Annotated in this window: 24 protein-coding genes and 1 pseudogene; 3 read left to right on the top strand and 22 right to left on the bottom strand. The window is 49.6% G+C overall.

Annotated features, from left to right (window positions below):
* The first annotated feature begins 385 nt into the window (after positions 1 to 385).
* Together eat and BFP96_RS12440 are read left to right on the top strand one after the other, a co-directional pair.
* Complete coding sequence (gene eat, locus BFP96_RS12445; RefSeq protein WP_065886430.1) at positions 386 to 1,750, top strand: ethanolamine permease; 1,365 nt, start codon at positions 386 to 388, stop codon at positions 1,748 to 1,750.
* A gap of 111 nt (positions 1,751 to 1,861) precedes the next feature.
* Positions 1,862 to 2,029 carry a DUF2897 family protein gene (locus BFP96_RS12440; RefSeq protein ID WP_065936304.1) on the top strand — a complete coding sequence of 56 codons (168 nt, stop codon included), beginning with the start codon at positions 1,862 to 1,864 and terminating at the stop codon, positions 2,027 to 2,029.
* A gap of 9 nt (positions 2,030 to 2,038) precedes the next feature.
* On the opposite strand, the gene BFP96_RS12435 is transcribed toward BFP96_RS12440, so the two are convergent.
* Together BFP96_RS12435 and BFP96_RS12430 are read right to left on the bottom strand one after the other, a co-directional pair.
* Positions 2,039 to 2,887 (bottom strand): urea carboxylase-associated family protein, encoded by an 849-nt coding sequence (locus BFP96_RS12435; protein ID WP_065936303.1) that lies wholly within the window; start codon positions 2,885 to 2,887, stop codon positions 2,039 to 2,041.
* A gap of 132 nt (positions 2,888 to 3,019) precedes the next feature.
* Positions 3,020 to 3,352, bottom strand: coding sequence for a ComEA family DNA-binding protein (locus BFP96_RS12430; RefSeq protein WP_065936302.1), 333 nt, complete (start codon positions 3,350 to 3,352; stop codon positions 3,020 to 3,022).
* A gap of 273 nt (positions 3,353 to 3,625) precedes the next feature.
* Between BFP96_RS12430 and BFP96_RS29105 the strand changes: the two genes are divergently transcribed.
* Positions 3,626 to 4,156: an acyltransferase gene (locus tag BFP96_RS29105; RefSeq protein ID WP_371914767.1), complete on the top strand. Its 531-nt coding sequence runs from the start codon at positions 3,626 to 3,628 to the stop codon at positions 4,154 to 4,156.
* A 115-nt stretch (positions 4,157 to 4,271) separates the two neighbouring features.
* On the opposite strand, the gene BFP96_RS12425 is transcribed toward BFP96_RS29105, so the two are convergent.
* The 20 genes and pseudogenes from BFP96_RS12425 to rpsA all read right to left on the bottom strand — a co-directional run bounded on the left by BFP96_RS12425 (position 4,272) and on the right by rpsA (position 25,027).
* Positions 4,272 to 6,269, bottom strand: a complete 1,998-nt coding sequence (locus BFP96_RS12425) for a polysaccharide biosynthesis protein (RefSeq protein ID WP_170876004.1) — start codon at positions 6,267 to 6,269, stop codon at positions 4,272 to 4,274.
* Between the two features lie 119 nt (positions 6,270 to 6,388).
* The gene (locus tag BFP96_RS12420) at positions 6,389 to 6,949 is read right to left on the bottom strand and encodes a sugar transferase (RefSeq protein WP_065936301.1); all 561 of its coding nucleotides are present in this window, start codon (positions 6,947 to 6,949) and stop codon (positions 6,389 to 6,391) included.
* Between the two features lie 28 nt (positions 6,950 to 6,977).
* Entirely contained in the window at positions 6,978 to 8,096 is a 1,119-nt protein-coding gene (locus tag BFP96_RS12415; protein ID WP_170876003.1) for an acyltransferase family protein, read from the bottom strand.
* Entirely contained in the window at positions 8,077 to 9,087 is a 1,011-nt protein-coding gene (locus tag BFP96_RS12410; protein ID WP_256548962.1) for an NAD-dependent epimerase/dehydratase family protein, read from the bottom strand. The genes BFP96_RS12415 and BFP96_RS12410 overlap by 20 nt, the downstream gene beginning before the upstream one ends.
* 2 nt (positions 9,088 to 9,089) lie before the next feature.
* Positions 9,090 to 10,196 (bottom strand): DUF1972 domain-containing protein, encoded by a 1,107-nt coding sequence (locus tag BFP96_RS12405; protein WP_065936300.1) that lies wholly within the window; start codon positions 10,194 to 10,196, stop codon positions 9,090 to 9,092.
* Entirely contained in the window at positions 10,186 to 11,280 is a 1,095-nt protein-coding gene (locus BFP96_RS12400; RefSeq protein ID WP_065936299.1) for a glycosyltransferase family 4 protein, read from the bottom strand. The genes BFP96_RS12405 and BFP96_RS12400 overlap by 11 nt, the downstream gene beginning before the upstream one ends.
* Before the next feature lie 12 nt (positions 11,281 to 11,292).
* Positions 11,293 to 11,982, bottom strand: a complete 690-nt coding sequence (locus BFP96_RS12395) for an acyltransferase (protein ID WP_065936298.1) — start codon at positions 11,980 to 11,982, stop codon at positions 11,293 to 11,295.
* The gene (locus BFP96_RS12390) at positions 11,982 to 12,857 is read right to left on the bottom strand and encodes a hypothetical protein (RefSeq protein ID WP_139113393.1); all 876 of its coding nucleotides are present in this window, start codon (positions 12,855 to 12,857) and stop codon (positions 11,982 to 11,984) included. Before BFP96_RS12390 ends, BFP96_RS12395 begins: the two co-directional genes overlap by 1 nt.
* Complete coding sequence (locus tag BFP96_RS12385) at positions 12,832 to 14,007, bottom strand: hypothetical protein (protein ID WP_139113392.1); 1,176 nt, start codon at positions 14,005 to 14,007, stop codon at positions 12,832 to 12,834. Before BFP96_RS12385 ends, BFP96_RS12390 begins: the two co-directional genes overlap by 26 nt.
* Before the next feature lie 56 nt (positions 14,008 to 14,063).
* Positions 14,064 to 15,512, bottom strand: coding sequence for a hypothetical protein (locus BFP96_RS12380; protein ID WP_065936296.1), 1,449 nt, complete (start codon positions 15,510 to 15,512; stop codon positions 14,064 to 14,066).
* Positions 15,513 to 15,525: 13 nt separating this feature from the next.
* Entirely contained in the window at positions 15,526 to 16,785 is a 1,260-nt protein-coding gene (locus BFP96_RS12375; RefSeq protein ID WP_065936295.1) for an O-antigen translocase, read from the bottom strand.
* 1 nt (position 16,786) lies between these two features.
* Positions 16,787 to 17,917, bottom strand: a complete 1,131-nt coding sequence (locus BFP96_RS12370; protein ID WP_065936294.1) for a DegT/DnrJ/EryC1/StrS family aminotransferase — start codon at positions 17,915 to 17,917, stop codon at positions 16,787 to 16,789.
* 147 nt (positions 17,918 to 18,064) lie between these two features.
* Positions 18,065 to 18,463, bottom strand: a complete 399-nt coding sequence (locus BFP96_RS31265; RefSeq protein WP_170876006.1) for a sugar 3,4-ketoisomerase — start codon at positions 18,461 to 18,463, stop codon at positions 18,065 to 18,067.
* Between the two features lie 21 nt (positions 18,464 to 18,484).
* Positions 18,485 to 19,042 (bottom strand): annotated as a pseudogene (rfbC, locus tag BFP96_RS31260) (dTDP-4-dehydrorhamnose 3,5-epimerase); the annotation flags it as partial.
* Positions 19,042 to 19,932, bottom strand: a complete 891-nt coding sequence (rfbA, locus tag BFP96_RS12360) for a glucose-1-phosphate thymidylyltransferase RfbA (RefSeq protein WP_065936292.1) — start codon at positions 19,930 to 19,932, stop codon at positions 19,042 to 19,044. The pseudogene rfbC and the gene rfbA, both read right to left, overlap by 1 nt.
* Before the next feature lie 596 nt (positions 19,933 to 20,528).
* Positions 20,529 to 21,881 carry a Wzz/FepE/Etk N-terminal domain-containing protein gene (locus BFP96_RS12355; protein ID WP_065936291.1) on the bottom strand — a complete coding sequence of 451 codons (1,353 nt, stop codon included), beginning with the start codon at positions 21,879 to 21,881 and terminating at the stop codon, positions 20,529 to 20,531.
* Positions 21,882 to 22,214: 333 nt separating this feature from the next.
* Positions 22,215 to 22,445: a lipopolysaccharide assembly protein LapA domain-containing protein gene (locus tag BFP96_RS12350; protein WP_065936290.1), complete on the bottom strand. Its 231-nt coding sequence runs from the start codon at positions 22,443 to 22,445 to the stop codon at positions 22,215 to 22,217.
* Between the two features lie 25 nt (positions 22,446 to 22,470).
* Positions 22,471 to 22,767, bottom strand: coding sequence for an integration host factor subunit beta (gene ihfB, locus BFP96_RS12345; RefSeq protein ID WP_003189779.1), 297 nt, complete (start codon positions 22,765 to 22,767; stop codon positions 22,471 to 22,473).
* A gap of 131 nt (positions 22,768 to 22,898) precedes the next feature.
* A complete protein-coding gene (locus BFP96_RS12340; RefSeq protein WP_065936289.1) occupies positions 22,899 to 23,183 on the bottom strand; it encodes a hypothetical protein in 285 nt (94 codons plus the stop codon).
* A 158-nt stretch (positions 23,184 to 23,341) separates the two neighbouring features.
* Complete coding sequence (gene rpsA / locus BFP96_RS12335; protein WP_065886412.1) at positions 23,342 to 25,027, bottom strand: 30S ribosomal protein S1; 1,686 nt, start codon at positions 25,025 to 25,027, stop codon at positions 23,342 to 23,344.
* Positions 25,028 to 25,100: the final 73 nt, after the last annotated feature.

Here is a 25,100-nt window from a genome sequence, read left to right as displayed (position 1 = left end):
CCCGGCGTCCTGCCGGGTTACCCACGGATTCAAGCCTGCGTTCGGCCAGCGTGGTTTAACGGGGCGCCTAGGATCAAAAGCCAGATCAAGAGCGGCTCGCTTCGCATCGTGGTTACGGGTGAGCGATACAGAGTTGTGTAGATACCTATGTTCATCGCGGGCAAGCCCACTCCCATACTGGAATGCGGTCCACTGTGGGAGCCGGGCTTGCCCGCGATGGCGGCAGTCCAGGCAGGGCTGCACCTGCCTGGTGCAATGATGAGAATTTTCAAACGCCAAACCATCTTCCACACGACAGTTGCATCGCTTTACGACAATGATTCTCAGGCTGGCATGCCCACTGCAACACCCTGAATCATTCCAACCGTTCAGGGAACTCCTCACAATGAACACACAACTCAAACCCACCTTGGGCACCCTGCATCTATGGGGCATCGCTGTCGGGCTGGTGATTTCCGGCGAGTACTTCGGCTGGAGCTATGGCTGGGGTGTGGCCGGCACACTGGGATTTCTGGTGACCTCATTGATGGTCGCCGCGATGTACACCTGCTTCATCTTCAGCTTCACCGAACTGACCACGGCGATTCCCCATGCCGGCGGCCCCTTTGCCTACAGCCGCCGCGCCTTCGGTGAAAAAGGCGGCTTGATCGCCGGCCTGGCAACCCTGATCGAATTTGTCTTCGCGCCACCCGCGATCGCCCTGGCCATCGGCGCCTACCTCAACGTGCAGTTTCCAGCGCTGGACCCGAAACACGCCGCCGTCGGCGCCTACATCGTGTTCATGGGCCTGAACATCCTCGGCGTGAAACTCGCCGCCACCTTCGAACTGGTGGTCTGCGTGCTCGCCGTCGCCGAGCTGCTGGTGTTCATGGGCGTCGTTGCCCCGGCGTTCAGCTTCAGCAACTTCGCCCTGAACGGCTGGGCCGGCGCCGACACCTTCGGTGCCCCGGCGATTGCCGGCATGTTCGCCGCGATCCCCTTCGCCATCTGGTTCTTCCTCGCCATCGAAGGCGCGGCCATGGCCGCCGAAGAAGCGAAAGATCCCAAGCGTACCATTCCAAAAGCCTACATCAGCGGCATCCTCACCCTGGTAATCCTGGCCATGGGCGTGATGTTCTTCGCGGGCGGCGTGGGCGACTGGCGCACCCTGTCAAACATCAACGACCCGCTGCCCCAGGCCATGAAAACCGTGGTGGGCGAAAGCTCCGGCTGGTTGCACATGCTCGTTTGGATCGGCCTGTTCGGCCTGGTGGCAAGTTTCCACGGCATCATCCTCGGCTACTCGCGCCAGTTCTTCGCCCTGGCGCGCGCCGGTTACCTGCCGCCCTTCCTGGCCAAACTGTCGCGATTTCAGACACCTCACCGCGCCATCATCGCCGGCGGCGTGGTCGGCATCGCGGCCATCTACAGCGACGGCCTGATCAACCTTGGCGGCATGACCCTGACCGCCGCGATGATCACCATGGCGGTGTTCGGCGCCATCGTCATGTACATCATGAGCATGCTCAGCCTGTTCAAATTGCGCAAAACCGAACCGCTGCTGGAGCGGACTTTCCGCGCACCGGGCTACCCCATCGTACCGGGCATCGCGCTGGTACTGGCCGTGGTGTGCCTGGTGGCGATGGCCTGGTTCAATACACTGATCGGGCTGATCTTCCTTGGCTTCATGGCCGTGGGCTTCATCTACTTCCAACTGACCGCCCAAGACCGCGCCGATGCGCCGGCAGATGCAATGTTGACCGGGCTATAAGACTCGTGAGGCAGAACGGGCCTACACTGAACTACTCAGAACGCCCGTAACTCAAAGCAGTTATTACCGTGGGAGAATTCTCCCCCGGCAACCTGCCTCAAGGAGAGCCTTATGCCGTGGTATGCGTGGTTGATTATGGTAGTTGCGATCGGATCGATCGTCGGTGGATTGATGATGCTGCGCGACAGCGCCAACAAAGTGGAACTCACCGACGAACAACGCAAACGCGTGGCCGAGCACAATGCGCAGGCGGATGCCAAGGATGCCCAGGATCGTTGAGCCCTGGGGTTACTCCCAAGCCGCCTTGGCAATCTGCAACCCGTGCTGCCCTTTATAGGCAGCACGCTCGGGCTGACTCCAGCCTTCAAGCAACCCCTCCTCCAATTGGTAGATTTCTACCCCCAACGGACGACACACCGTCAACGGGTCCTGCGCGTCCGGCCCCCACATCGGCAGCGACAAATCCCCACCCGGACACGTCGACAGCGCGCACAGCAAATCAATCTCGGCAAAAAACTCCAGGTAATCGCCCTTCTGTGCCGGACAGGCTTTCATAAAGTACATGTCATCGTGATTGAGTCCGGTGCACTGGAAAATATTCAGCACGTCGTGCACATCGAATTCCGTCAGACCGTGGGGCAATACCGCGCGAGTCAGGTTCGAATGGCAATGATGATGAAAGTCCTCCCCGGTGAGCATACGGTTCACATAAGGATCGCAGCGCGTGCCAAGCAAATCATGCAGGCGCCCGCCATGTTCATCGATGCCGTAGCCTGCCAGGCTGTCATCGGTAATGGTGACCAGTGGCCGCAGGAACGGAAGGTTCGACCACAAACGGTCGTGGGTGCTGACATGGGCACCTTGAAGTTGCCGGGTGCGAGCTGCCCAGAGGCGCTCGCGCGGATCATTGGCGTTCCACACGTTGAAATCCCCCACTTGCGGGCCCACCGGAGTGGTCACGCGGAAGACATGCCCGGCAGGGACTTTCCATGCCCTGCCCGTGCGGATAGGCACATCGAACTGTCCGACCAGCGTGCGTTGGTCCCGGCGATCCCGGATGCGCTCGTAGAACGCCGTATCCACCTGTAATGCCGAGCCTTTACTGACTTGGTAGGCGGCCGGATAGTCTTTGTACATGGGGCGATCCTCCATTAAAGGTGACTGTCGAACAATCGATAATCTTGAGCTAACCACATTTCATGCCAGGACTGGGCTGGAAACACCCAGGCTAAAAGGCCGATCAATGATCGGCCTTCCTGGCTACGTCCTTCAGTTGATAACCAACCTGTCGCGATTCTTCTCCAGCAGGGCCTTGCCAATACCCTTTACCTCCAGCAACTCATCCACCGCAGTGAAAGGGCCATTGCTTTCGCGAAAAGCAACGATCGCTTTCGCCTTGGCGGCGCCGATACCGAACAAATCGCGTCGCAGGGTTTCAGCATCGGCCGCGTTGAGGTTGACCTTGGCAGACTGCTCGGCTTTGATCATTTGCGCGGAGATGGGGGTTGGGACTTCAGGTTTGGCGGATGGGGCTGCGGTGGTGGCGACAGAGAGGCTGGCGAGGAAGGCAAAGACAAGGGAGGAAACGTAGGTGTTTTGCATCGGTGACGCTCCATGACATCGGTAAGAAAAAAGCAGCTTTTCCGAAGCTGCTTTTCTAACTTAGATGATGCGGGAGGAGAGTCAAAAATGAGTGGGTTACAAGGTATGTTAGGCTATTCCTCTAACGCAATACACCGTTGTCGACCCAGTTCTCGCAGAGGCTTTTGAAAAAACACATACGTTCCCCTCTCATTGAAATACTGTCGTATGTGTGCTACCCAGGCAGGCCGTCCGTCAAGTAAAATACACAAAAAAAGGAATCGTTTCTTTTTCATGAAACAATTGCATTTTGAGTCAACGGTAAATGGAGAAAAAATGAACGCGCCAAAAGACTACTTCGTGCACTCCCATGCATTGTGTGAATCCTCAACCATTGGTAAAGGCTCCAGGATTTGGGCATTTGCGCATATTTTACCCAGCGCCAAAGTTGGAGCGGACTGCAATATCTGCGACCACGTATTCATTGAGAATGATGTAACTATTGGAGATAGGGTAACGATTAAATGCGGAGTTCAAATCTGGGATGGAATTACGATTTCGGATGACGTATTCATCGGCCCCAACGTTACTTTTACCAATGACCTATATCCCAGAAGTAAAGTTTACCCTGAAAGTTTCGATCGGACTATTGTAAGAAAAGGCGCTTCCTTGGGCGCAAACTGCACCATCTTGCCCGGCTTAGAAATCGGTGAAAACGCAATGGTCGGCGCAGGGGCTGTAGTTACCCGATCAGTCCCAGCCAATACTACCGTTGTAGGCAATCCTGCAAAAATAGTAAACTCGCAAGTAAAAAGAAATGTTTAAATTTTAATCACATAAAATAATAAGCCGATCAATGATCGGCTTATTAAAGGAAGAAAACGACTGAAAACTTACCTATTTGAACATCGATATCTGTAATGCCAAATAACGCGGCAATCTATGGCTCCAATCGCCTCTGCTGGTAGATCCAATCAACAATTTCGCCATCCGGCGTATAACCACTGACCGTATCACGTAACAATTGACGGACTCGGTTGTAGTCATCTTGATCGATCGCTGCCAGCAATTCAGACAGTTTGGCCTTGAGGGCCTCCCACGGCAAATGATCCTCGTTGGCACTCATAATCATCGGGTGCTGTGTTGCCACTACATTGTCACCGATCAATAGTTCTTCGTACAGCTTTTCACCGGGGCGCAATCCGGAAAATTCGATAGCGATATCACCGTGAGGATTTTTGTCGGAGCGTACACTCAACCCTGACAAATGGATCATCTTTTCGGCCAGCTCGATGATCCTGACAGGCTCCCCCATATCCAACACGAACACATCACCTCCAAGCCCCATGGAACCAGCCTGTATGACCAATTGAGCCGCTTCTGGAATGGTCATGAAGTAACGCGTGATTTTCGGATGCGTAACCGTCAGGGGCCCGCCAGACTTTATCTGCTTGTGAAACAAGGGAATCACAGAGCCGGATGAACCCAATACATTACCAAATCTCACCATGGTGAAGCGGGTTTTATTCACATGGGAGACATTAGACTTATCACCAAACAAAACAGGCGCGAGTTCACCGCTCAAGGCTTGAAGCGTCAGCTCTGCAAGGCGCTTGGTGCTGCCCATGACATTGGTTGGACGCACCGCCTTATCTGTCGAGATTAGGACGAAGTTCGACACACCCGCTTGAAGTGCAGCCTGAGCGGTATTCAGTGTGCCGATCACATTATTCAACACACCTTCTGCAATATTGTGCTCGACAATCGGCACATGTTTATAAGCCGCTGCATGATAAACCGTATCAACACGCCAGGTTTTCATCACATCAAGCAACTTGGCCTGATCACGTACCGACCCCAGTATCGGCAGTAATTTGACCGGTAACGAATGACGAGTAATGCGCTGTTCCAACTCAGAAAGAATGCTGTAGAGATTGAACTCACTGTGCTCGAACAACAGCAGAGTCGTTGGCCGGAGGTCAAGGATTTGCCGGCACAGCTCAGAACCGATAGATCCCCCCGCTCCCGTCACAAGGACGGTTTGCCCCATAATGCAATGCTCGAGCAGTTCATCCTGCGCAGGTACCGAATCACGCCCCAGCAAGTCAGCAATATCAACTTCCTGAATATCGTCAACCTTGACCCGGCCACTGGCGAGGTCCATGAAACCGGGAACACTGCGAACATGGAGCGGAAAACCTTCCAAAAAGCCGAGAATCTCACGACGCCGCCCGCGGCTGGACGAAGGAATGGCCAAAAGAATCTCCTGAGCGCCCGTCACATCGATCATCCGTTGAATATGTTTAGGCTTATAGACTTGAAGGCCGGAAATGACACGATCCGAGATAGTAGTGTCGTCATCGATAAAAGCTACGGGGCGCATAAGGCGTCCCATACGCAGCGCGGCCACCAATTGATTACCTGCGGCGCCGGCACCATAAATGGCGACACGAGGAAGGCCGTCTTCACGACTGGTAAATGGCACATGCTGGGCAGCGGCGAACCAATCGCCCAAAAAGTATTGCCGCATGGTCAAACGCAAACCACCGACCATGATCAAGCTCAACCACCAGTAGTTAAAGATAATTGATCGGGGCACGACATTTTGATGATTGCTATACCAATAGACGACGACGCCCAGGATCAGCGATGAAAGGCTCACAGCCTTGATAATCGCTACCAGTGCGTCATTGCCAAAATAGCGCATGACGGCACGGTACATACCGAAGCGGATGAAAAGCGGAATAGCGACTACCGGTGCGGCTAAAAACAACCAAAGATGCATTTTGATAGGGTTGGTCATCTCGTCGATGCCGAGGCGAACAACGAATGCCATCCACAGTGCGAAGAACACCAAAATAACGTCCGCAACTACCTGTATCAATCGTTTTTGGTGACGAGGCAGTTTCAATAGCCAAGTGCGCAACCGGTTAATCATGATTCACCTACGGTCCTTGCGTTAGATCAAAATTCTTGTCGACCGCGCAATAAACGCAGAACAAAAAGCACTGTACGTTGCCTGTCCGAACAAGCTACTCATTGACGAACTCCATCGTACTAATGGGAAACGCCATCTCGCTTGAGTACCTTCAAAGCTGTCAAAAACAGGATTTTCAGATCGAAAAACAAACTCATATTTTTCGCATAATAGGCATCATAACTAACCTTGACAGGTATCGGCAACTCGTCCCGTCCATTCACCTGCGCCCAGCCCGTGAGGCCAGGCCTTACAAGGTGAACACCTTGCTCTGTGCGCAATGCAATAAGGTCAGCCTGGTTAAAAAGCGCCGGCCTGGGGCCCACAAAACTCATGTCGCCGGCGATGATGCTCCATAATTGAGGCAACTCATCCAGACTAGACTTCCTTAAGAAATTTCCAATGGGTGTCAGGTACTGCGCCGGATCTTGCAACAGATGCGTGGCCACCGCGGGGGTTCCAGTACGCATCGAGCGAAATTTCGGCATTTTGAATACTGTATTATTCGCACCCACACGATCAGACCAATAAAGAGCAGGACCTTTTGACGTCAATTTTACCGCAAGGGTAACAAGCACGATCGGGATCAATAGTATGAGCAGAGCAAAAAAGCTCAGTAATAGATCAAAAAAACGCTTCATTTCGGGACACCAACCTTTAAAATCAGAGCTATTTAGTTGAGTATTTAGTAAACATCGCGCAAAGCCTAGCGAGCGACAGAGATACTCTCTGAGCAATTGCCTTTTTACGCAAGATACAAGGATGTTCGATAAAGTGCCAGGACAGCACGGCGGGGACAAGCGCTAGCGGTAAAGCCACTAGAATCATGGCCACAGGCGATATCCCTTTACAGAGGTGGGCCAAAATCTCTTGAGTCGGAAATGCATAGATATAGAGGCCATAAGAATAATCCCCCAATTTATTAAATTGACGAGCAAACCATGGTGTATTGAAGGCCACCCAGAACACAGAGTAACTCCAAGCAACCACAAAGGCTTCAACAAAAACAGGGGACTTGAACAGCAAAAACGTAACTAACCAGCAAGCACCTAAAATACGATAATCCAACCAAATATTGGACCTATACGAATAAAGCAGCATGCCGATTATAAACGGAAAGCTCCACTGCACCCACATAAGCGTCTGAAACCCGGGATGAATGCCCTCACGCGCTAACAATATTTTAAACACAAAATAAAAAACAAAGTACACTACGAAAAACATTGACACCCGCGGCAAACTTTTCAGCAGCCCGACAACGCCCAACGTCAAAACCAGAGCGTACAATAAAACTTCATAATACAGCGTCCACAACGAACCATTAATACCTGGATAAGGATTATTTTGAAAAAGACCCGGCAGTTGAAATTGAATCGTTTTCAACTTTAAATTAGAGGTCACATAACTATAGACCTCACTTGATGAGAGGTAATCGCGCAGACTCATAGTCGCGAACAATGGCCCTACAACGAATGCACTCAACACCAGAACAACCAGGAGTGCTGGATATAATCTTAAAAATCTTGCAACGACGAAGTCAATCTTGCTTTTTGAACGTTGGTAACTCAGGGATATAAAAAACCCTGATATACAGAAAAAGGTAAATACACCTAAACCGCCAAGCGAAAAACCGAGCTGCGCCACAAGCGGCTCGACCTCAGCCGCACCACGCGAGAGCGGGTAAGCGTGGGAAACCAGAACGAAGAGCGCCGCAACCACGCGGATAAAATTAAAGTTATTATCCCGGGCTTGAAGCACCATGGCCAAATTAGCCATGGTGGGAGCCATGTCGTTTTTCCTGATAAGAACGAGCTGTAATAGCAAACGCCTCATCAATGCTAACAGGGGGAACCCAGCCTAAGAGCTCTCGTGTATCAGCAATATCGACTTGAAGCGAGCCACATAGACGTTGAAAGAAATCTCGCTTACCCACCGCAGAAGCAGCCAGCCCCAAAAGCCCCTGTGGAACCGAAAATATGCGAGACTTTTTGTTCATTGCCACAGCCAGCTTTTCTAGAATCTGCCCGATGGACAGGTCATTGCCGTCACTCACCAGAAATATACGATTTGCTGCCGTTGGGTGATGAATGCACAAACAAATCAAATCTATCAAGTTGTCAATGAATACCAAGCTCCTGCGGTTGTTGATCGACCGAAGTGGCAGAGGCAGCCCTTTATCTACGGCAGCTAACATCTTTTCAAAGTTTGCCTTTACACCTGGGCCATACACCAGGACAGGCCTGATGATTACTACGCTCATTGCGGTTTCCTTCGCCAACACCATCAACGCCTGCTCGGCCTCCAGCTTAGACACGCCATAATCATCGAGCGGAGCGGGGGCATCCGAAGGCTTGAACGCACGATTTCTATCAGTCTCTTCGCCATTGACCTTAACGGAGCTGATAAAAATAAAACGCTTCACACCGGCTTGCGCAGCTTGCCGAGCAAGATTAAGCGTCGCGTCCACATTCACTTCACGAAAAGCCTGCAGCGGGTTGCTATGGGTCTCGTTCATAATGTGGGCACGCCCAGCGGAGTGAATGACTACCTCCACCCCCTGTAGGAGCGCATCCCAATTATTGTCCCGAGACAATGTTGGGATCACGCAACTTTGTACACCCGGCAGCGTAATAGCAGCGTTCTTGCGTGTCACGCTGACAACCGGATACCTGGCCGCAGCCAAGGCCTGGAGCAATGGAAGCCCGACGAAACCAGTGCCTCCGGTAAGAAGAACCTTCGGCATTTGTGAAAGGGACGCACCACTCAAACCATCGGACATAATCAAGCCTTATCAGACGACAACAATTGTTTGAATAGCTTATCGTATTGAGACGATACCCCCTCCCAACGATATCGACGCACCGCAACTTCATGCATTTTTTCACTCAGGGCCGCACGTGCCGCCTCGTCGGCAAAAAGCATGGATGCGTGGGTTATAAGTGAATCACTGGAATCGAAGAACTTAGCGTTGTCCTCGGTAGAAGCCCGATTGAATGACACATCGAATGCAATAATGGGCAAGCTCAACCACATCGCTTCGACAAGGGAAGGATTAGTTCCACCGGCACTGTGTCCATGAATGTAAATAGTGGCATTGCTGCGCAAAGGGCTCAACTCATCACCGTTGTAGATAGGGTCTAGCAGATGGAGATTTTCCGCACTTGCGTACTTATCCTGAAGCGCCTTCCCATACTCACTCTGCTTCCAGTTTCCAACGATGACCAAAGGAAGACCACTGGCGTGGAAAGCTTCGACAACAATGTGGATATTATTTTCAGGCTCAATCCTGCATACAGAAAACGCATAAGGATTACGTAGAAAAGGATAGCGATCCTTATCGGATTCTGTTAATGCTCGTGCCTTGGCCTGATCGCCACCATAGGCAATAAGAGTACTTTCCCGCCCGTACTCATTACGGACATAATCCTGAAGAACCTGATTATCAGTGACCACTGCGTCAGAATATCTGACTGCAACAGCCTCTGAAAACTTCAAGAATTTTTTGGCCAAAGGTGACCATTTTGCGCGTTTCCATTCATAACCATCGATATTGACAACAATCTTCTTCTTGGTGAGCATTTTTATGAATGGAAGTGCGATGCACCCGGAGACACCTAAGATCACCAAAATATCATTCTTGCGATAGGCATGCAGCATGCTGACAATATCATAAGGGATACTTTGCACACCGTTAGCTTTTAACGGAATGTAGATCAAATCTGCGTTGCCATATTTCTTGGGTTGAGACGCATAGGACTTCGAGCTGCAATATACCGAAACCTCGTAGTCTCTATCCAGGTATGTCACCAGTTGCTCTGACAGCGTTTCCCACCCCCCGTATTGCGCTGGAAGACCGACCGTGCCTATGACTGCAAATTTAAATCCCATCAAACACCCCGAGCACACCACTTTCAAATTTTTCACTTGAGAAACTAAGTGACTTTACCTTCGCTGCCGCAGACAGGCGATAACAGACATCTGAGTTTTCTTTGAGGAATTCCAGTTTTGCAGCAATGTCTTCGACTCTGCCAGAGTCCATAAGATACCCTTCGCAGTCATCAGAAACCAGTTCAATAGGCCCCCCTGCCGGAGGTACGATACAGGGGACTCCAAATGAAAGGCCCTCGAGAATCGTCAAACCAAACGTTTCCACGCACTCAGGCGCTTTCGAAAGATTGAGTAAAATACTCGCTTGCTGGTAATAGGGCGTAACATCAGCACAGCTGAAGACAAGATTAATATTATCAGGCATTTGAGTACCCGAGAAAAACTCAGAGGCTTCAGCTTCCGTTGCGCCAAGGATCAAATTAAACTTGAAGCTTGAATCCGAACTCAACAAACGAGCAAGACGCACAAACTCATTGACGCCCTTATAGGCTTTCAAAGAGCAAATCATCAGCACGCAAAACGTCCCATGCGGCAAATGTTGATAAACATGACGAGTAGCAATGCGACTCATGTCTCGCGGGATTGAATTATAAACAACCTCGCTCCGGACATGGTGAAAGCCTTCCTCTCGAGCAAGAAAGCGAGATACAAATATATTACCACTTGAGCACTTTTCAACTACCCAGCGCAAGAAGGCCTTCAACGGCTTGGGGCGAATAGATGTTTCATGAATATGATAAAAAACCTTGACTCCTAACAACTTCCCCGCGAGAGCAGCACCGAAAGGCAACAAAGTATTAACATAGAAAATCGCAGAGGACTTCCGATATTTCAGCAACTTTAAAAACAATGTAATCTGTGAAATTGTATAACTTATTAATGTCAGAATTTTATTATCAAAGCGTTTGTAAAAGTAGCGTCGTTGAATGCAAGGGACAGATGAAAGAAAGCCGGAACTCCCCTTCCCGCCTAAAAACAATTCGGCGTCATATCCTTTCTTCGATACAGCATCAATCACTTGAGAAAGAACCTTGGGGCTCCCGCTAAAATCATTGAGCAAATGAAAAAATATAATTTTTTTCACTACACATCCTTTTTAACAACGTTCTCTTATGCGCTTCGCAGGGACGCCGGCATAAATTGAGTTAGCGGCATATCGTCCAGCCTTTAAAACGGCACCCGCCGCTACCACACAGCCATCCTCAAGGAAAACACCGTCGAGTACAGTAACTTTAGCGCCTATCCAGCAATTACTACCGATGTGGATTCCTGAGTTATTTACTCCCTGCAGACGAATAGGCGTTGCAGGATCAGCATAATTATGATTCTCCGAATGAAACGATACATAGTTACCGATAATCGTGTCATCACCTATGACAATACCGCCAGCGCAGCCCAAAAAACTGCCGCTGCCGATTCCGACATTATTACCAATCGATAGCCCTTCGCCCAGCTTAGTAAGACTGCCCGTGCACTCGATAATAACATTTTTCTTCAAAGAAACGCCTTCACCTAAGGTGATGCCTTTGACTGCTAAAGCATCGATGAAGCATCCATCATCGATCATAAGCCCTTTGCCCCCATAGATTAGGGATCGCGCCTTTACGGTTACGCCCTTGCCTACCAAGATGATCGAAAATCGTCTGAACTTCAGCAGACCATTTACTATCATGAAAGCTTTAGACAGCACAAAGCCAAAAAGATAACCATCAGGAATACGCTTATCAAGCTTGATGCTGCGGTTTCTGACTTTTAAAGAAAGATATTCAACCAGTTCTATCAGCATTATTTTTTCTCTTTAAAAGACGAAACATATGAACGGAGAAAACCAGAATTCTTATACGATACGCTCTTCTTCAACGCGGAAAACATCAGATAATTTTCCATTATTGAGCGAAAGAAAAAACCTTTTCGTTCAAAAATCACTCGAAAACCACGAATCATTTCCTGGAATCGAAACAGAGCTCGATCGGGACTGTCCGACGTATCCTCAGACAGATCGTGTTGCAGCGCTGTATCAAGTACATAGAAGTGTGAATAGTAAGACTCATACCTCACGAAGAACGCTGTGTCTGTTGCATAAAATTTAAGACGCTCATCGAAGAGTGGTGCCATCTGTTCATAACACGCCTTTGTAAATATTACCCCACTGTTGATAGCCAGCTTATTAAGTGAAGTATTTATGCCGCTATCAACCGTCGGGGAGAGACGACCAAAAAACCAGAAGCGCTCACCTGGACTGACCAGTTTCTCTCCCGAGTAAATTTTCGGCAGCATCACGCCAAATGCGTCAGGCTGTGATTTCGCTTCACATTCAATCGCCTGTGCAATCGAGCCAACATAATTTGGTGCGGAGTAATCGGTATCATCATCCGAAATCAAAAAATGTGTCGCGCCTGTTCCAAAAGCCTGAGTGGCGACACGATTATAAATATGGGACAGACCTTCGTTATCACCTTCCAGCCACGTCAATTTCTTTTTAGCTAAAACTGGCGAATACTCTGGAGTGTTATTCCACACAAAAAAATCGACCTCAATTCCTTTTTCGCTAAATTGCTCAACACACGCCAGCAAGGTCGTTATAGCGATCGAATCTTTATAATGCCGCTTATACAAGACAACCAATATGGAAAGTTTAATTTTCACGATATTTCGAGTCATACATCACCACCACTATAACTAGCGCAAAAAGATACAGGACAACACTATTGGTGTAGGACTGGAAGAAGAAACTGCTTAGGAAGAATGGATAGCTGATAACAAGATAATCGGCAATGCCTGCCATGAAGGCGCTCCCTCCCAAACGTAACTGCTGACTAACTGTGACGATTTTACCGTAAAACATGATGAGCCCGATCATGACAGCGAGCCCTAAATAGCCAGCGGACGCTAGGAGATTCAACCATAGGGAGTCATACCAATGCGCCTGACCCGGCCCGATGGCACCAAACCCCAGACCCAATGGCATGGAACCAAGTGATTCCAGAACCACATACCACTGCCTTACCCGATCAAGCGCGGACAAGTCTTCGGTGTACCCCAGAGCAAGATACAGAAAAATCGAGCATGTAAAAAATAGCACATAACTGTACCCCAACACGCTAACAAGTCTTTTGCGCCTGAACAGTTGCAATACCGCCAGAAAGAACACTGCCGATATCATTCCAATTACGGCGGTCCTCACAGAACCATAACAAATTAACAATATCGAAAAAAAAGCAGTTAGCAAATACCCGATGAAGCTTAAGCCATATTTGCGTTTCCTCATCGTGCTCACAAGTAAACAACTTGCGAACAGCGCGGTATTCAAAACAAATGCGTTAAACTCTAGGGTACCGGTAAAAAAACCTGATATCCGGGCGTTCCCATCTCTCATGGAATTATACGCCTCCAGTTCAAAACCTTTTTCCAGGAGTAAAGGCCAATACCAGAATTGTTCTGCATTACTGATGGTGAGATATTGATAAACGGCGTAACCACCAGAAACAAAGGTCATTATAACCAGGGTTGAATATATCACCCGAAGTTTCATTTCAAGCTCTAACCCGCGGCATACTGCATTCAACATCAATGCAAAAAGAACGGGCATCGCAAAAGAGCGAAACATCCGAAATGAGCCATCAGACAGGTCTCCGCACAATAAATAAAATACAATGAAAAATGCAAAGACCAAAAGCTGTTCTTTATATTTGCGCGGTATCGAGTGGTGCGTGCCTGCCTGAAAAAAAACAAGCAGCATTGTCAGCAGGATATAGAGTAATACGCCGCCTTCACGCCAGGCGCTAAAAACAGCAGGCGCATGAAACGTCAAGATAACGTAATCCGAGACCAAGAGAAGGACAATAAAAAACCGTAGCGCTAACACCCTCATACTTTATCCGACCTCGGGCTCTTTCCTGTCACTCCTCTAAGCTTCAAAAGCGCTAGTTTAACCACCATCTTCATCTTCTGCATGGCGCTTAACTCACGCAGCACCAACAATAAAAAGCGTTTATCGTAACTTATTAACTTAGCGATTATGACGGGCGGAATGGCTGAAGTTATTTTCCCTGCCTGTTCATAAGCGGCAACGTCACCCGTCCATGCCACATGTTTTTCCAATTCATTGGCGCACAGTATGTTGTCATAAAGGCACGCCCGATAGCGGGACTTTACGGCATCGTAGCCATTGACTGCGCACACCGACTCAATGACTGACTCATCGTTATCACATTGGAGGATGCTCATCATTAGATCGTCGATGCTTTTACTCTTAAGGTTATCTGCAGGCGAATAACCCTGTATCGGGGCGCGAAGCCCCACACAGCGACGGCCACTGACGAGCTGCTCGGCAAATGCGGTACCGCCGGGCGTAGGATAACTATCTACGTAAAAGTCAGCCTTTTCCAAAAGCGTTAAATAACTCGCATAAGGTACAGACGACAAAATCTTAAAGCGACTCCAATATCTTAATTTTAGTGGCCACCACCAAATATTCGTGTACGGATTAGCTCCCACTATCCAGAATGTGGATCTTTTAAACTCCGACAACACCCTTTGGATTGTGGGCCTTGAATCATATCCCTTAACAGGCTTAAACTTAAACGGCGATGCCGCACTGAAAAAATTCAGCGCATCTTCCTTATCGGGCAGACGATGTTTCTTTAAAACTAATTGAGTACTCAGCGGAATACCCAAAAACGATTTATCCCCTGATATGGTTTTCTTCATATCTCGATGCAAGCCAAAGGTGCTGATTTCGAAATACACATCAGCCACCGTGCTACCATAGGTAAATACATGGTCAGCATGGTTTACAAAGAAAATCTTAGCGCCCGAGATCGTTTTTAGAATACGGCAGGCAATGACAGCGACTATATCATCAGGGTGGATATGCAGAACCACTCTCTTATATGACTTCAGGCACTCTATAATTTCAGCTACTTTCTGCAACGGCGTTCCGGGCTGCAAGCTGGCACATTCATTGAAAAAGCTTCGGGTACGCTCGATTGCCCGTTCGTCGCTTTGGCGGGTTATCAGGAGATCCGGCTTTTCCACATGCATCGTAGCGAGCTGCTCCATTAACCGAGTATGCCCACCGATCAAATACGGCTCAGATATGAGATGAATGCAATCCTTCGAAGGTAAATCGGCTTCGCCTATTTGAACGATATCCATGCATCGCCCAGTTAATATATCCTCCAACTCAGGATCATCGTAGACGCCCTTATCAACAGCCCAGAGTATGGCCCCATAGACTTCGGCCAGCTCGATACTCTTATTGATATCTTTTCGCGTCAAAATTAAATCGCGAATTGAGGATAGCAAGCGACTCATGGGCAAAAGGACCTCATATTGCATTATTTTGATTGAGCTTTCTGTAAATAAGAAAGTACATGACAACTAAGTAAAAACCGTAATTAACGGCATGAGCCCACGTCACACCAACCGGCCCACCCACCTTCGTCAATACTATTGTCAATAGATAAAACCCGAATGCAAAAATCACTTCTGTAAAAATATACATCTTAACCATCGCTTTACCCAGCATCAGGTACGCAAGGATCCAGCTTGCAATTTTCAGTGTATCGCCCAACATCTGCCAAGCGAAAAAGTCTCTCATGGGGCTGAACGCACTGGTAAATAGAAGCCCGATAATAAAGTCCCTCAGGAGGTAGATCGCTAACCCGCAGACCATCGCAACAGGCAGAATTAGCTTATACCCTTGCACGATCTCCTTCCTGATATCCTCAGGATTGACCAGCTCCGATAACTTCGGCAAAAAATACAGACCCAACGTCGTTGTCACGAGCAGCAAATACGCTGTACTTAAGCGCCACATAGCCTCCCAATAACCAGCCGTTTCCCAGCCGAACTCCGCACCAAGATAATTCCGGACCAAAATATGACTGACTGGCACGCATGCGGCTGTGGTGAGCGCCATGGCAGTGAACTTAGTCAGGTTGATGGCGACCTGCTTATCCAAACGTCCTAATAAATTTGAAAACCGAAACCAAGGCGTTCTGTAGCAGAGCAAGCACGTTACAAAAAATGCAATGGATTGGTAGAGCACCAAGGAAATCAATGCCCCGTATAATCCGTACCCTACAACCATGACAATAGTGACCAGCAGGGAAAGGAGGCTCCCCCCGATATTGGCCAGGATGTATCGGTTGATTTCCTTTTTGCCATTGAGAATAGCGAGCAGCAAGGTGTTAAAGGAGAAAAAAACCACTGTAGCAGCGCACCAGATAAACACGCTGTACAAGGATTCATCATTAAAACACCACACAGCCAGCGGTTTGCTGAAGCAAATAATCAAGACAGATGTTACAACTGAGCCGACAAATGCGATTGTGCCCGCCGTGCGCCACACTCGACGCTGCGCCTCTTCATCGCCGTCGTATTCAGCGGTGTACTTGGTCACCCCGTTGCTAATGGCGCCCGTCGAGAACGTCGTCACCATCTGAACAGCGTTTTGAAACTGGCCTAAGGCGGCATATCCAGAAGGCCCTACATAAATTGCCAGCATTTTGTTGATGCCCAACAAAGTGAGCATCTTGATAATGACGGCAATACCGTTGAGGAGGCTTGTCCGAAGCAGCGTCATGTCAGGCGTCTACAGAAAAGCTGTTGCAAGCCTCAACGACATGCTGAGCCTCAGCGTCGGTCATCACTGGACTGATTGGCAAGCTTAATACTTCCCGATGAATGCTTTCAGTAACAGGAAATGACTTATTATAAAAGTAGGACTGTGCATAAGCCTGCTGCTGGTGAGGCGGGATGGGATAATGGATCAGTGTTTGAACACCGGATTTCTCCAAGTGGCGCTGTAAATCCTCTCTTACGTTGGACCGTATGACAAAAAGATGCCAAACATGCGAGGCACGATTCATCACGTCAACGTCGGTATTCAATGGCAACTTAATCAATGGGTTTTTTATCCCAGCCATATAAATGGCGGCAACCCGTCGACGGGCCTCGGTCTGCGCCTGAAGATACTTAAGCTTCACGCTCAACATTGCAGCCTGAATTTCGTCAAGCCGGCTATTCACGCCCTGCACCAGGTTCTTGTACTTCTCATGGGAACCATAGTTTCGTAATGCCTGAATCATATTGACCAGTTCAGCATCACTGGAGGTAATCGCACCTGCGTCCCCTAACGCCCCCAAGTTTTTGCCTGGGTAGAAACTGAAGCCAGATGCATCCCCCCAGCTACCCGCACTCTTACCCGCCACCTGTGCGCCATGTGCTTGAGCGGAGTCTTCCAACACCAATAAATTCTCGCGTTTTGCGATCGCATCAATCGCAGGCATGTCAGCCAACTGTCCATAGAGATGAACCGGCATGATCAACCGCGTTTTTTCAGTTAGTGCGTGCTCGATGTTCCTGGGGCACAAGTTGTAGGTGTCTGCGTCAGGCTCAACCAGAACCGGTGTCAAATTGTTTTCGGTGACGGCCAGTAATGTCGCGATGTAGGTATTAGCCGGGACTATAACCTCATCGTGATCCTTGAGTTTCCCCAACTCTTTCCAGGCACGTATGGTCAAGGTCAATGCGTCCAGACCGTTCGCCACACCGACAGTGTGAAGTGCGCCCGTGTAGGCTGAAAACTCCTCCTCAAAGCGCTTGAGGCATTCCCCCTGAATATACCAGCCCGAATCAATGACACGTGTCGCTGCTTCTATGAGCTCTTCACGATAAGCCTTGTTCAATGATTTTAGATCGAGAAATGGGATCATCAAAAAATACCTGATTTCGGTGCTTCGTTATTGGGTGCATAAGGCACAGCCAACGCTGCACCGCTGCAAATCTGTAAGCTGCTTGATCAGGCCGCGCGCTAAAAGGCGGGCTCGCTAATGCTGGACCTGAGCAAGCATGCTATTCAATCAAGCGTATCGTTTCACCGCACGCATGAAATCATCGTAATTTCGTAGATAATCGCCTTCATCATAATGATTGCTTGCGAACACCAGGAGAACGCAATCTTCACTGAAATCGTGCATCTCGCGCCAAATCAGCCTCTTGATGTGAATGGCCTTGTTCGGGGCGTCCAGCCAAATTGACTTCCGCGTCACACCGTCGTCGATCAAAATTCTGCATTTACCAGACAGGCAGATAATGTACTGCTCTAATCTGAAATGAGCGTGCGAGCCCCTGCTGACACCTGTTTTAGTATCAAAAATGTAATAGGCTCGTCTGACGTCAAACGGGATATCACGCCCTTGCTCAAGGGCAATCAGACTGCCACGATCATCTCCGATTATTTGCAGTTCACTCGACGTCACATTGCCTGTTAGCGCTGAAACAAAGGAAATCACATCCGAGAGCAACGGAGCTTCGTTATCTTTCTGGCTGATGATCAACTCCTGAGTCACCGGCCATTGGATACCAATGGCGGGATCGCTCCAGTTGATCGATTGCTCACAGGCCCTGGAGTAAGTATCCGTAGTTTTGTAGAGAAACTCCGTATTGTCTTCCAAGGCTAAGAACCCGTGCGCAAATCCTTCTGGAATCCAAAGCATCCGGCCATTGCTCGCTGACAACTCGACGCCCACCCACTGGCCAAATGTTTGCGAGCCCTTTCTGATATCTACCGCCACGTCATAGGCACTGCCTGCGGTAACCCGCACCAGTTTGCCCTGGGCATGGGGATCATGCTGAAAGTGCAGTCCCCTCAAGACATGCTTTTTTGAGCATGAATGATTGTCTTGTACAAATGGGCGCGGGATTGGATGACCTAATGCGGCGAGTTGCTCATGAAACAACGGCTCATTGAAACTTTCCATAAACCATCCACGGTCATCCGCGAATACTTTGGGCTCAATGATGACCACACCGGCCAACTTGGTCTCTATAAACTTCATTAGCTCGTATGCTCAGTAAGTATGTTCCGCAAGTATTGCCCATAGCCTGTTTTACTCAAGTGCTGCACTTGAATGGCCAATTGTTCGGGCGTAATCCAGCCGGCATGAAAGGCGATTTCTTCGAGGCAAGCCACTTTCAAGCCCTGCCGATGCTCAATGGTATGCACAAACTGACTCGCCTCCAACAATGACTCATGGGTGCCCGTGTCCAGCCAAGCAAAGCCTCGCCCCAACATTTCGACAGTCAGGCTTCGCTGCTCAAGGTAAACACGATTTACATCGGTAATTTCAAGCTCGCCACGTGAGGATGGGAGGATGCTTTTAGCGATCTGCACGACTTGGTTGTCGTAAAAGTACAGGCCTGTAACAGCATAATTCGACTTAGGTTTTGCGGGCTTTTCTTCAATACTGAGCACACGTCCAATAGGGTCAAACTCAACCACACCGAAACGTTCCGGGTCCGATACGTGATATCCAAATACGGTGGCACCAGACGTCTGCGACATGGCAGATCGCAGGTTATCGGAAAAATGCTGACCATAGAAAATGTTATCGCCCAAAATCAGGCACACAGGGTCTTTGCCAATAAACTCCTCACCTATAATGAATGCCTGCGCTAAGCCGTCGGGATTAGGCTGCTCCGCATAGCTCAATTGCACACCGTATTGGCTGCCGTCACCGAGTAATTTCTGGAATCCTGGCAAATCATCGGGGGTCGAGATAATCAAAATTTCACGAATACCTGCCAGCATTAGCACAGACAGCGGGTAGAAGATCATCGGTTTGTCGTAGATGGGGAGCATTTGCTTCGACACTCCCAGTGTCAATGGATAGAGGCGGGTGCCCGCGCCTCCTGCAAGAATGATTCCCTTACGCTTCAACATTGTCATATCCAAAACACGTCCTTAACGTCCAGATCCCCCCACCATTCGGACAGAGGTTTACTTGATTTTTACTGAAAAATCGTGCCGCCCATCCAAAACCTTTAGCTGAAATCCTTGAAAGCGTTGGATCACCCTACCTCGCCAAATACTTATCACGGCGGCGCTTCTGCTGCGTATTGCAACCGGCCGGCCGAATGGCCTTTTTTGTTCGGCATGCTTTTGACACCTTGCCTATGTGCGCTGACACAGTATTTTCGATGGCGACAAAGGGCACTATGATACAGCTCTAACCCTCCAATTCAAAAACGAACTGTGAAAGACTCCAACGGCGTCGAGGCCACCCACTGCAGCGTCAATTAGCCAGCTCGCAGCGAAATCCCCTCTGCAAATGCCCTGCATTTGAAATTACCAAAAACTGAATTTATAGCAGCGCGGGCCAAGCACTAGGTGATGACGAAGGAAACAGCTTCCCCTCCCGACCAGGGTGCAAAGCTTCGATGGTTGAATACTCAAGGGATGCCCGGTAAACCTCAAAATCCGGGACCAATAATGAGCCATGACTATGCAAGATCATGGCTTGCTGGATGCACTGAAAGGCAGGATTACAGTACCGCCTTCTCGTGCGATGGCTTACCTTCAGCATTAGAGATCCGCGGAGTGGCCTCCTGTTGCCTGGCGCGTCGACCACTGACGACAAAATGCCTGACCAATGCAGAGAGAACTCCCAAGATCCCACCCACAAAAATGCCGACCGCCAGTATCAACACTCTCTTAGGATTTACAGGTCTTAATGGCTCAAGCGCTTTTCGGTCTATCGTTACCAGCTTCATGTTGCTGATGTCGAGATTGCCCAGATTTCTCAGGCGTACAACCTCCGCCCTCAGAGGCTCAACCCCGGAAAGAAAGAGGTCTTCATTTTTCCGCTGGTTTAACACCTCAATTTCACGGTTACTCTGCAGCAACTGCAATTCACGAGCGATTTGGGCGATTCGGCCTTCGGTAAAGTCATCAGACTTGCGTTGCAACAGCGCCGTCCGTTCAGCCGATAATGCTTCTACGCCCATGAAATAAAGGGGTATTTGCTGATTATTAATCTCTGTTCGCATCACGCTGCTACTTTCGCTGGAACCCGTACTTTTTTCACCCAAGGCAGAAGGTGTCGTCGGCTTCTCGATTCCGAGAGATTTAGCAATCGCAATAGCCTCACCCAGTTGCGTAATGCGGTCCTGGCGAGTAGTTTTGATTTGCTGGCGCAAAGCTTTCAGCTCGTCCTGCAACTGTGCCCGCTTGAGATTGTCGGCCTCTAGAAGCGTTGCTATTCGCGCATCTTTATCCGTCTTATAACTTGAGCGAGCCGCTTCAATCTTACCTTCCAGTTCGCTTAGACGGTTTTTAACAATCACTCGGAGGTCGGCAGCGATCTGTTCACGCTCAGCACCAATCGCGAAATCAACGAATTTATTAAGCACGTTGACGCCATCAATACCCTTCGGATAAGTGAGCCCAAGACCTATATAGGCACTCAGAGAGTCTGATTTTTTTGGATCGGGAAGCACTAACTTCAGCGAGTCGCGATTAAAAGCGTCAAAGCTTTGCTCAAGTGTACGTCCAGGGCGCTCGAAGGGCTTGAACAACTCCTGATTAGCCCTGAAGAAATTGAGTCGAGTCTCATAAGACTCCAACGATGCGCCTACTTTGATAAGCGCATCCCCTGGGGGTAGCTGATAGACCTCAGAACGATTCAAAGCATCCAGCTCATTGATAGCAGCGGGGCGCAAAACACTACTTACTTGGTACTCAGGAGTTGCAGTGAATGCATAGACTGCCGCAGCCAATGTCACCCCTACGGTCACACATAAAATAAGGATTTTCTGTTGCCAAATGGCTTGGAAAACTGCGGTGATATCAACCTCACCGTGCGGAGGTGCAGAGGGGATGCGAAAGCTACTACTCACAACAAAAACCTGCCTTCAAAGAGAAACTGCGGGCTCGTTATGCAGACAAAATTGTGTATTTTTTATTTTAATTAGTAACAGCCAAAAACCGGCGTCTCTGCCAAATTTTGAGCGCACAAAATGCCCGTTATCGAGAACAGATTCCATTTTGCCATCTCTTTGGCATAATACAAGCCTTGAAATGTATGTCGGACGATTCTGATTTTTCCGTGGGAACTGTCGTAACCAGCAGGACTGGGTGGCTAGGCAGCAGTGCAAAGCTCAAAGAGCTCTGCATGATGAGATTTCTGACAAACGGTCATGAGCGCCGCTCACCGCACCACACCTGAACCACTAGGCAATCGTCTTATGCCGACGCCTACGTACAAACACTCCCAACAACGGCCCAATCAACATTCCTACAATCAAAGCAATCACCACAAACACCGCCACCGGCATCTGCGCAGTACTCCAACCCAAGAAAGACAACGCAACACCTTGCTGATTCTCGAGCACAAATGCCAAAATTACCAAACCCGCAAGCACTGCAATCAATATCGCAACAACGCGCTTAACCCCACGCATACCCATCTCCTTTCCAAAGAAATACTCAGACGCCCTCTTCCTCTTCTTCGTTCACCCGATCGCGCAATTCCTTGCCCGGTTTGAAGTGGGGAACGAACTTGCCGTCGAGACTGACGGATTGGCCGGTTTTTGGGTTGCGGCCAACGCGCGGCGCGCGGTAGTGGAGGGAAAAGCTACCGAAGCCGCGAATTTCGATGCGGTCTCCAGTGGCCAGGCATTGGGACATTTGCTCAAGCATGGTCTTGATAGCCAGCTCCACATCCTTGGATGAGAGCAGCCCTTGATGGGTGACAATTCGTTCGATCAACTCCGACTTCGTCATATTTTTCCCTTCTTTTTCAAGCAGCTAGGAAAAGCGCTTCGAAGGTTTTAGCATGACTTGATGAATTTGAACAGCCCGTATATCAACTTATCTGCGAGCTGAATAAACGCTCACTGTGAACACACAGGACGCTAATTGCAGATCACTAACATCGTCCGCGTGACTGCGCCGGCTGGGTTCCAGCCGAACGGGTAATCGCCCTCTTCATCCGCAGCATCACTGGATCGGGTAATGACTTTATAGCCCTGCATTTTGCATTCGCGAGCAGCGCGCTTTTCGCACTTCTCCCATTTGTTACCCAGACCAGAGCAGTCGACCTCTATGCCGCTGACGCCGCGCTTGGCATGGGTCTTAGCGCTGGTGCTGGAGCAACCCGCAAGTACGATCAATGCAAGTATCAAGAGAATCCTGTTCATTCAAACCCTTATCGAATCAGTAACGCGACATGTCTGTTAGAGACTATAGCCAGTTCTGACCACAGGCTGAATGCCTTGGTTCGGGGATGTTAATTCATCAAATTTCAGGCACAAAAAAGGGCGACCAAAGTCGCCCTTTTTCTACAGCCTTACAGAACTTAGTTCTGCTTAGCCATTGCTTCGCGCAGCAGGGAGGCCATGGTGGTCTCGCCAGTTGCAGCTGCCGGAGTTTCTTTCAGACTCTGGATAGCTTCTTTCTCTTCCACTTCGTCTTTCGACTTGATGGAGAGTTGGATTACGCGGCTCTTGCGGTCAACGCTGATGATCTTGGCTTCTACTTCCTGGCCTTCTTTCAGAACGTTGCGCGCGTCTTCAACGCGGTCACGGCTGATTTCGGAGGCTTTCAGAGTCGCTTCGATATCGTCGGCCAGGGTGATGATGGCGCCTTTGGCGTCAACTTCTTTCACTGTACCTTTAACGATGGCGCCTTTGTCGTTCTCTTGTACGTACTCGGAGAACGGATCGCTTTCCAGTTGCTTGATGCCCAGGGAGATGCGCTCGCGCTCTGGGTCAACCGACAGGATAACGGTGTCCAGCTCGTCGCCCTTCTTGAAACGACGAACAGCTTCTTCGCCAACTTCGTTCCAGGAGATGTCGGACAGGTGAACCAGGCCGTCGATGCCGCCGTCCAGACCAATGAAGATACCGAAATCGGTGATCGACTTGATGGTGCCGGAGATTTTATCGCCCTTGTTGAACTGGCCAGAGAAATCTTCCCATGGGTTAGATTTGCACTGCTTGATGCCCAGGGAGATACGACGACGCTCTTCGTCGATGTCCAGAACCATAACTTCCACTTCGTCGCCGACTTGTACGACTTTCGAAGGGTGGATGTTCTTGTTGGTCCAGTCCATTTCGGAAACGTGTACCAGGCCTTCCACGCCTTCTTCCAGCTCAGCGAAGCAGCCGTAGTCGGTCAGGTTGGTAACACGCGCGGTCACGCGGGTGCTTTCTGGGTAACGGGCTTTGATAGCGACCCATGGATCTTCACCCAGTTGCTTCAGGCCCAGGGAAACACGGTTGCGTTCGCGATCGTATTTCAGAACCTTGACATCGATCTCGTCGCCAACGTTGACGATTTCCGATGGATGCTTGATACGCTTCCAAGCCATGTCGGTAATGTGCAGCAGGCCATCGACGCCACCCAGATCGACGAATGCGCCGTAATCGGTGAGGTTCTTGACGATACCTTTGACTTGTTGGCCTTCCTGCAGGGATTCCAGCAGAGCTTCACGCTCGGCGGAGTTCTCTGCTTCCAGGACGCTGCGACGGGAAACGACAACGTTGTTGCGTTTCTGGTCGAGCTTGATGACCTTGAATTCGAGTTCCTTGCCTTCCAGGTGCGTGGTGTCGCGCACAGGACGAACGTCGACCAAAGAACCTGGCAGGAACGCACGGATGCCGTTAACGTCGACAGTGAAGCCGCCTTTAACCTTACCGTTGATAACGCCCTTGACCACTTCTTCAGCTGCGAAGGCTGCTTCGAGAACAATCCAGCATTCAGCGCGCTTGGCTTTTTCACGGGACAGCTTGGTTTCACCGAAACCGTCTTCAACCGAGTCCAGAGCAACGTGAACTTCGTCACCGACATTGATTGTCAGATCGCCAGCATCGTTGTAGAACTGTTCCAGCGGGATCAGAGCTTCAGACTTCAGACCAGCGTGAACGGTTACCCAGCGAGCTTGGTAATCGATATCAACGATAACACCGGTGATGATGGAGCCTGCCTGAAGGTTCAGGGTTTTTAGGCTTTCTTCAAAGAGTTCCGCAAAGCTTTCGCTCATTTTAATTCCTGTTGATAAGGGCGAAGAATACGCCCATCTCCACACCCCAGACGGTATGGGTCAGTTTCAATTA

This window comes from Pseudomonas sp. 34 E 7 (genome assembly GCF_900005715.1).
GTDB classification, from domain to species: domain Bacteria; phylum Pseudomonadota; class Gammaproteobacteria; order Pseudomonadales; family Pseudomonadaceae; genus Aquipseudomonas; species Aquipseudomonas orientalis_A.
This window is presented reverse-complemented; position numbering and strand designations above follow the sequence as displayed.

Coding starts and splice junctions, on each gene's coding strand:
- eat (WP_065886430.1), top strand. CDS start 386: ATGAACACACAACTCAAACCCACCTTGGGCACCCTGCATCTATGGGGC.
- BFP96_RS12430 (WP_065936302.1), bottom strand. CDS start 3,352: ATGCAAAACACCTACGTTTCCTCCCTTGTCTTTGCCTTCCTCGCCAGC.
- BFP96_RS12395 (WP_065936298.1), bottom strand. CDS start 11,982: ATGCTGATAGAACTGGTTGAATATCTTTCTTTAAAAGTCAGAAACCGC.
- rpsA (WP_065886412.1), bottom strand. CDS start 25,027: ATGAGCGAAAGCTTTGCGGAACTCTTTGAAGAAAGCCTAAAAACCCTG.
- BFP96_RS12415 (WP_170876003.1), bottom strand. CDS start 8,096: ATGGCTCCCACCATGGCTAATTTGGCCATGGTGCTTCAAGCCCGGGAT.
- BFP96_RS12350 (WP_065936290.1), bottom strand. CDS start 22,445: ATGCGTGGGGTTAAGCGCGTTGTTGCGATATTGATTGCAGTGCTTGCG.
- BFP96_RS29105 (WP_371914767.1), top strand. CDS start 3,626: ATGAAACAATTGCATTTTGAGTCAACGGTAAATGGAGAAAAAATGAAC.
- BFP96_RS12380 (WP_065936296.1), bottom strand. CDS start 15,512: ATGAGTCGCTTGCTATCCTCAATTCGCGATTTAATTTTGACGCGAAAA.
- BFP96_RS12375 (WP_065936295.1), bottom strand. CDS start 16,785: ATGACGCTGCTTCGGACAAGCCTCCTCAACGGTATTGCCGTCATTATC.
- BFP96_RS12410 (WP_256548962.1), bottom strand. CDS start 9,087: ATGTCCGATGGTTTGAGTGGTGCGTCCCTTTCACAAATGCCGAAGGTT.
- BFP96_RS12340 (WP_065936289.1), bottom strand. CDS start 23,183: ATGAACAGGATTCTCTTGATACTTGCATTGATCGTACTTGCGGGTTGC.
- BFP96_RS12390 (WP_139113393.1), bottom strand. CDS start 12,857: ATGACTCGAAATATCGTGAAAATTAAACTTTCCATATTGGTTGTCTTG.
- rfbA (WP_065936292.1), bottom strand. CDS start 19,932: ATGACAATGTTGAAGCGTAAGGGAATCATTCTTGCAGGAGGCGCGGGC.
- ihfB (WP_003189779.1), bottom strand. CDS start 22,767: ATGACGAAGTCGGAGTTGATCGAACGAATTGTCACCCATCAAGGGCTG.
- BFP96_RS12435 (WP_065936303.1), bottom strand. CDS start 2,887: ATGTACAAAGACTATCCGGCCGCCTACCAAGTCAGTAAAGGCTCGGCA.
- BFP96_RS12440 (WP_065936304.1), top strand. CDS start 1,862: ATGCCGTGGTATGCGTGGTTGATTATGGTAGTTGCGATCGGATCGATC.
- BFP96_RS12425 (WP_170876004.1), bottom strand. CDS start 6,269: ATGATTAACCGGTTGCGCACTTGGCTATTGAAACTGCCTCGTCACCAA.
- BFP96_RS12420 (WP_065936301.1), bottom strand. CDS start 6,949: ATGAAGCGTTTTTTTGATCTATTACTGAGCTTTTTTGCTCTGCTCATA.
- BFP96_RS12370 (WP_065936294.1), bottom strand. CDS start 17,917: ATGATCCCATTTCTCGATCTAAAATCATTGAACAAGGCTTATCGTGAA.
- BFP96_RS12405 (WP_065936300.1), bottom strand. CDS start 10,196: ATGGGATTTAAATTTGCAGTCATAGGCACGGTCGGTCTTCCAGCGCAA.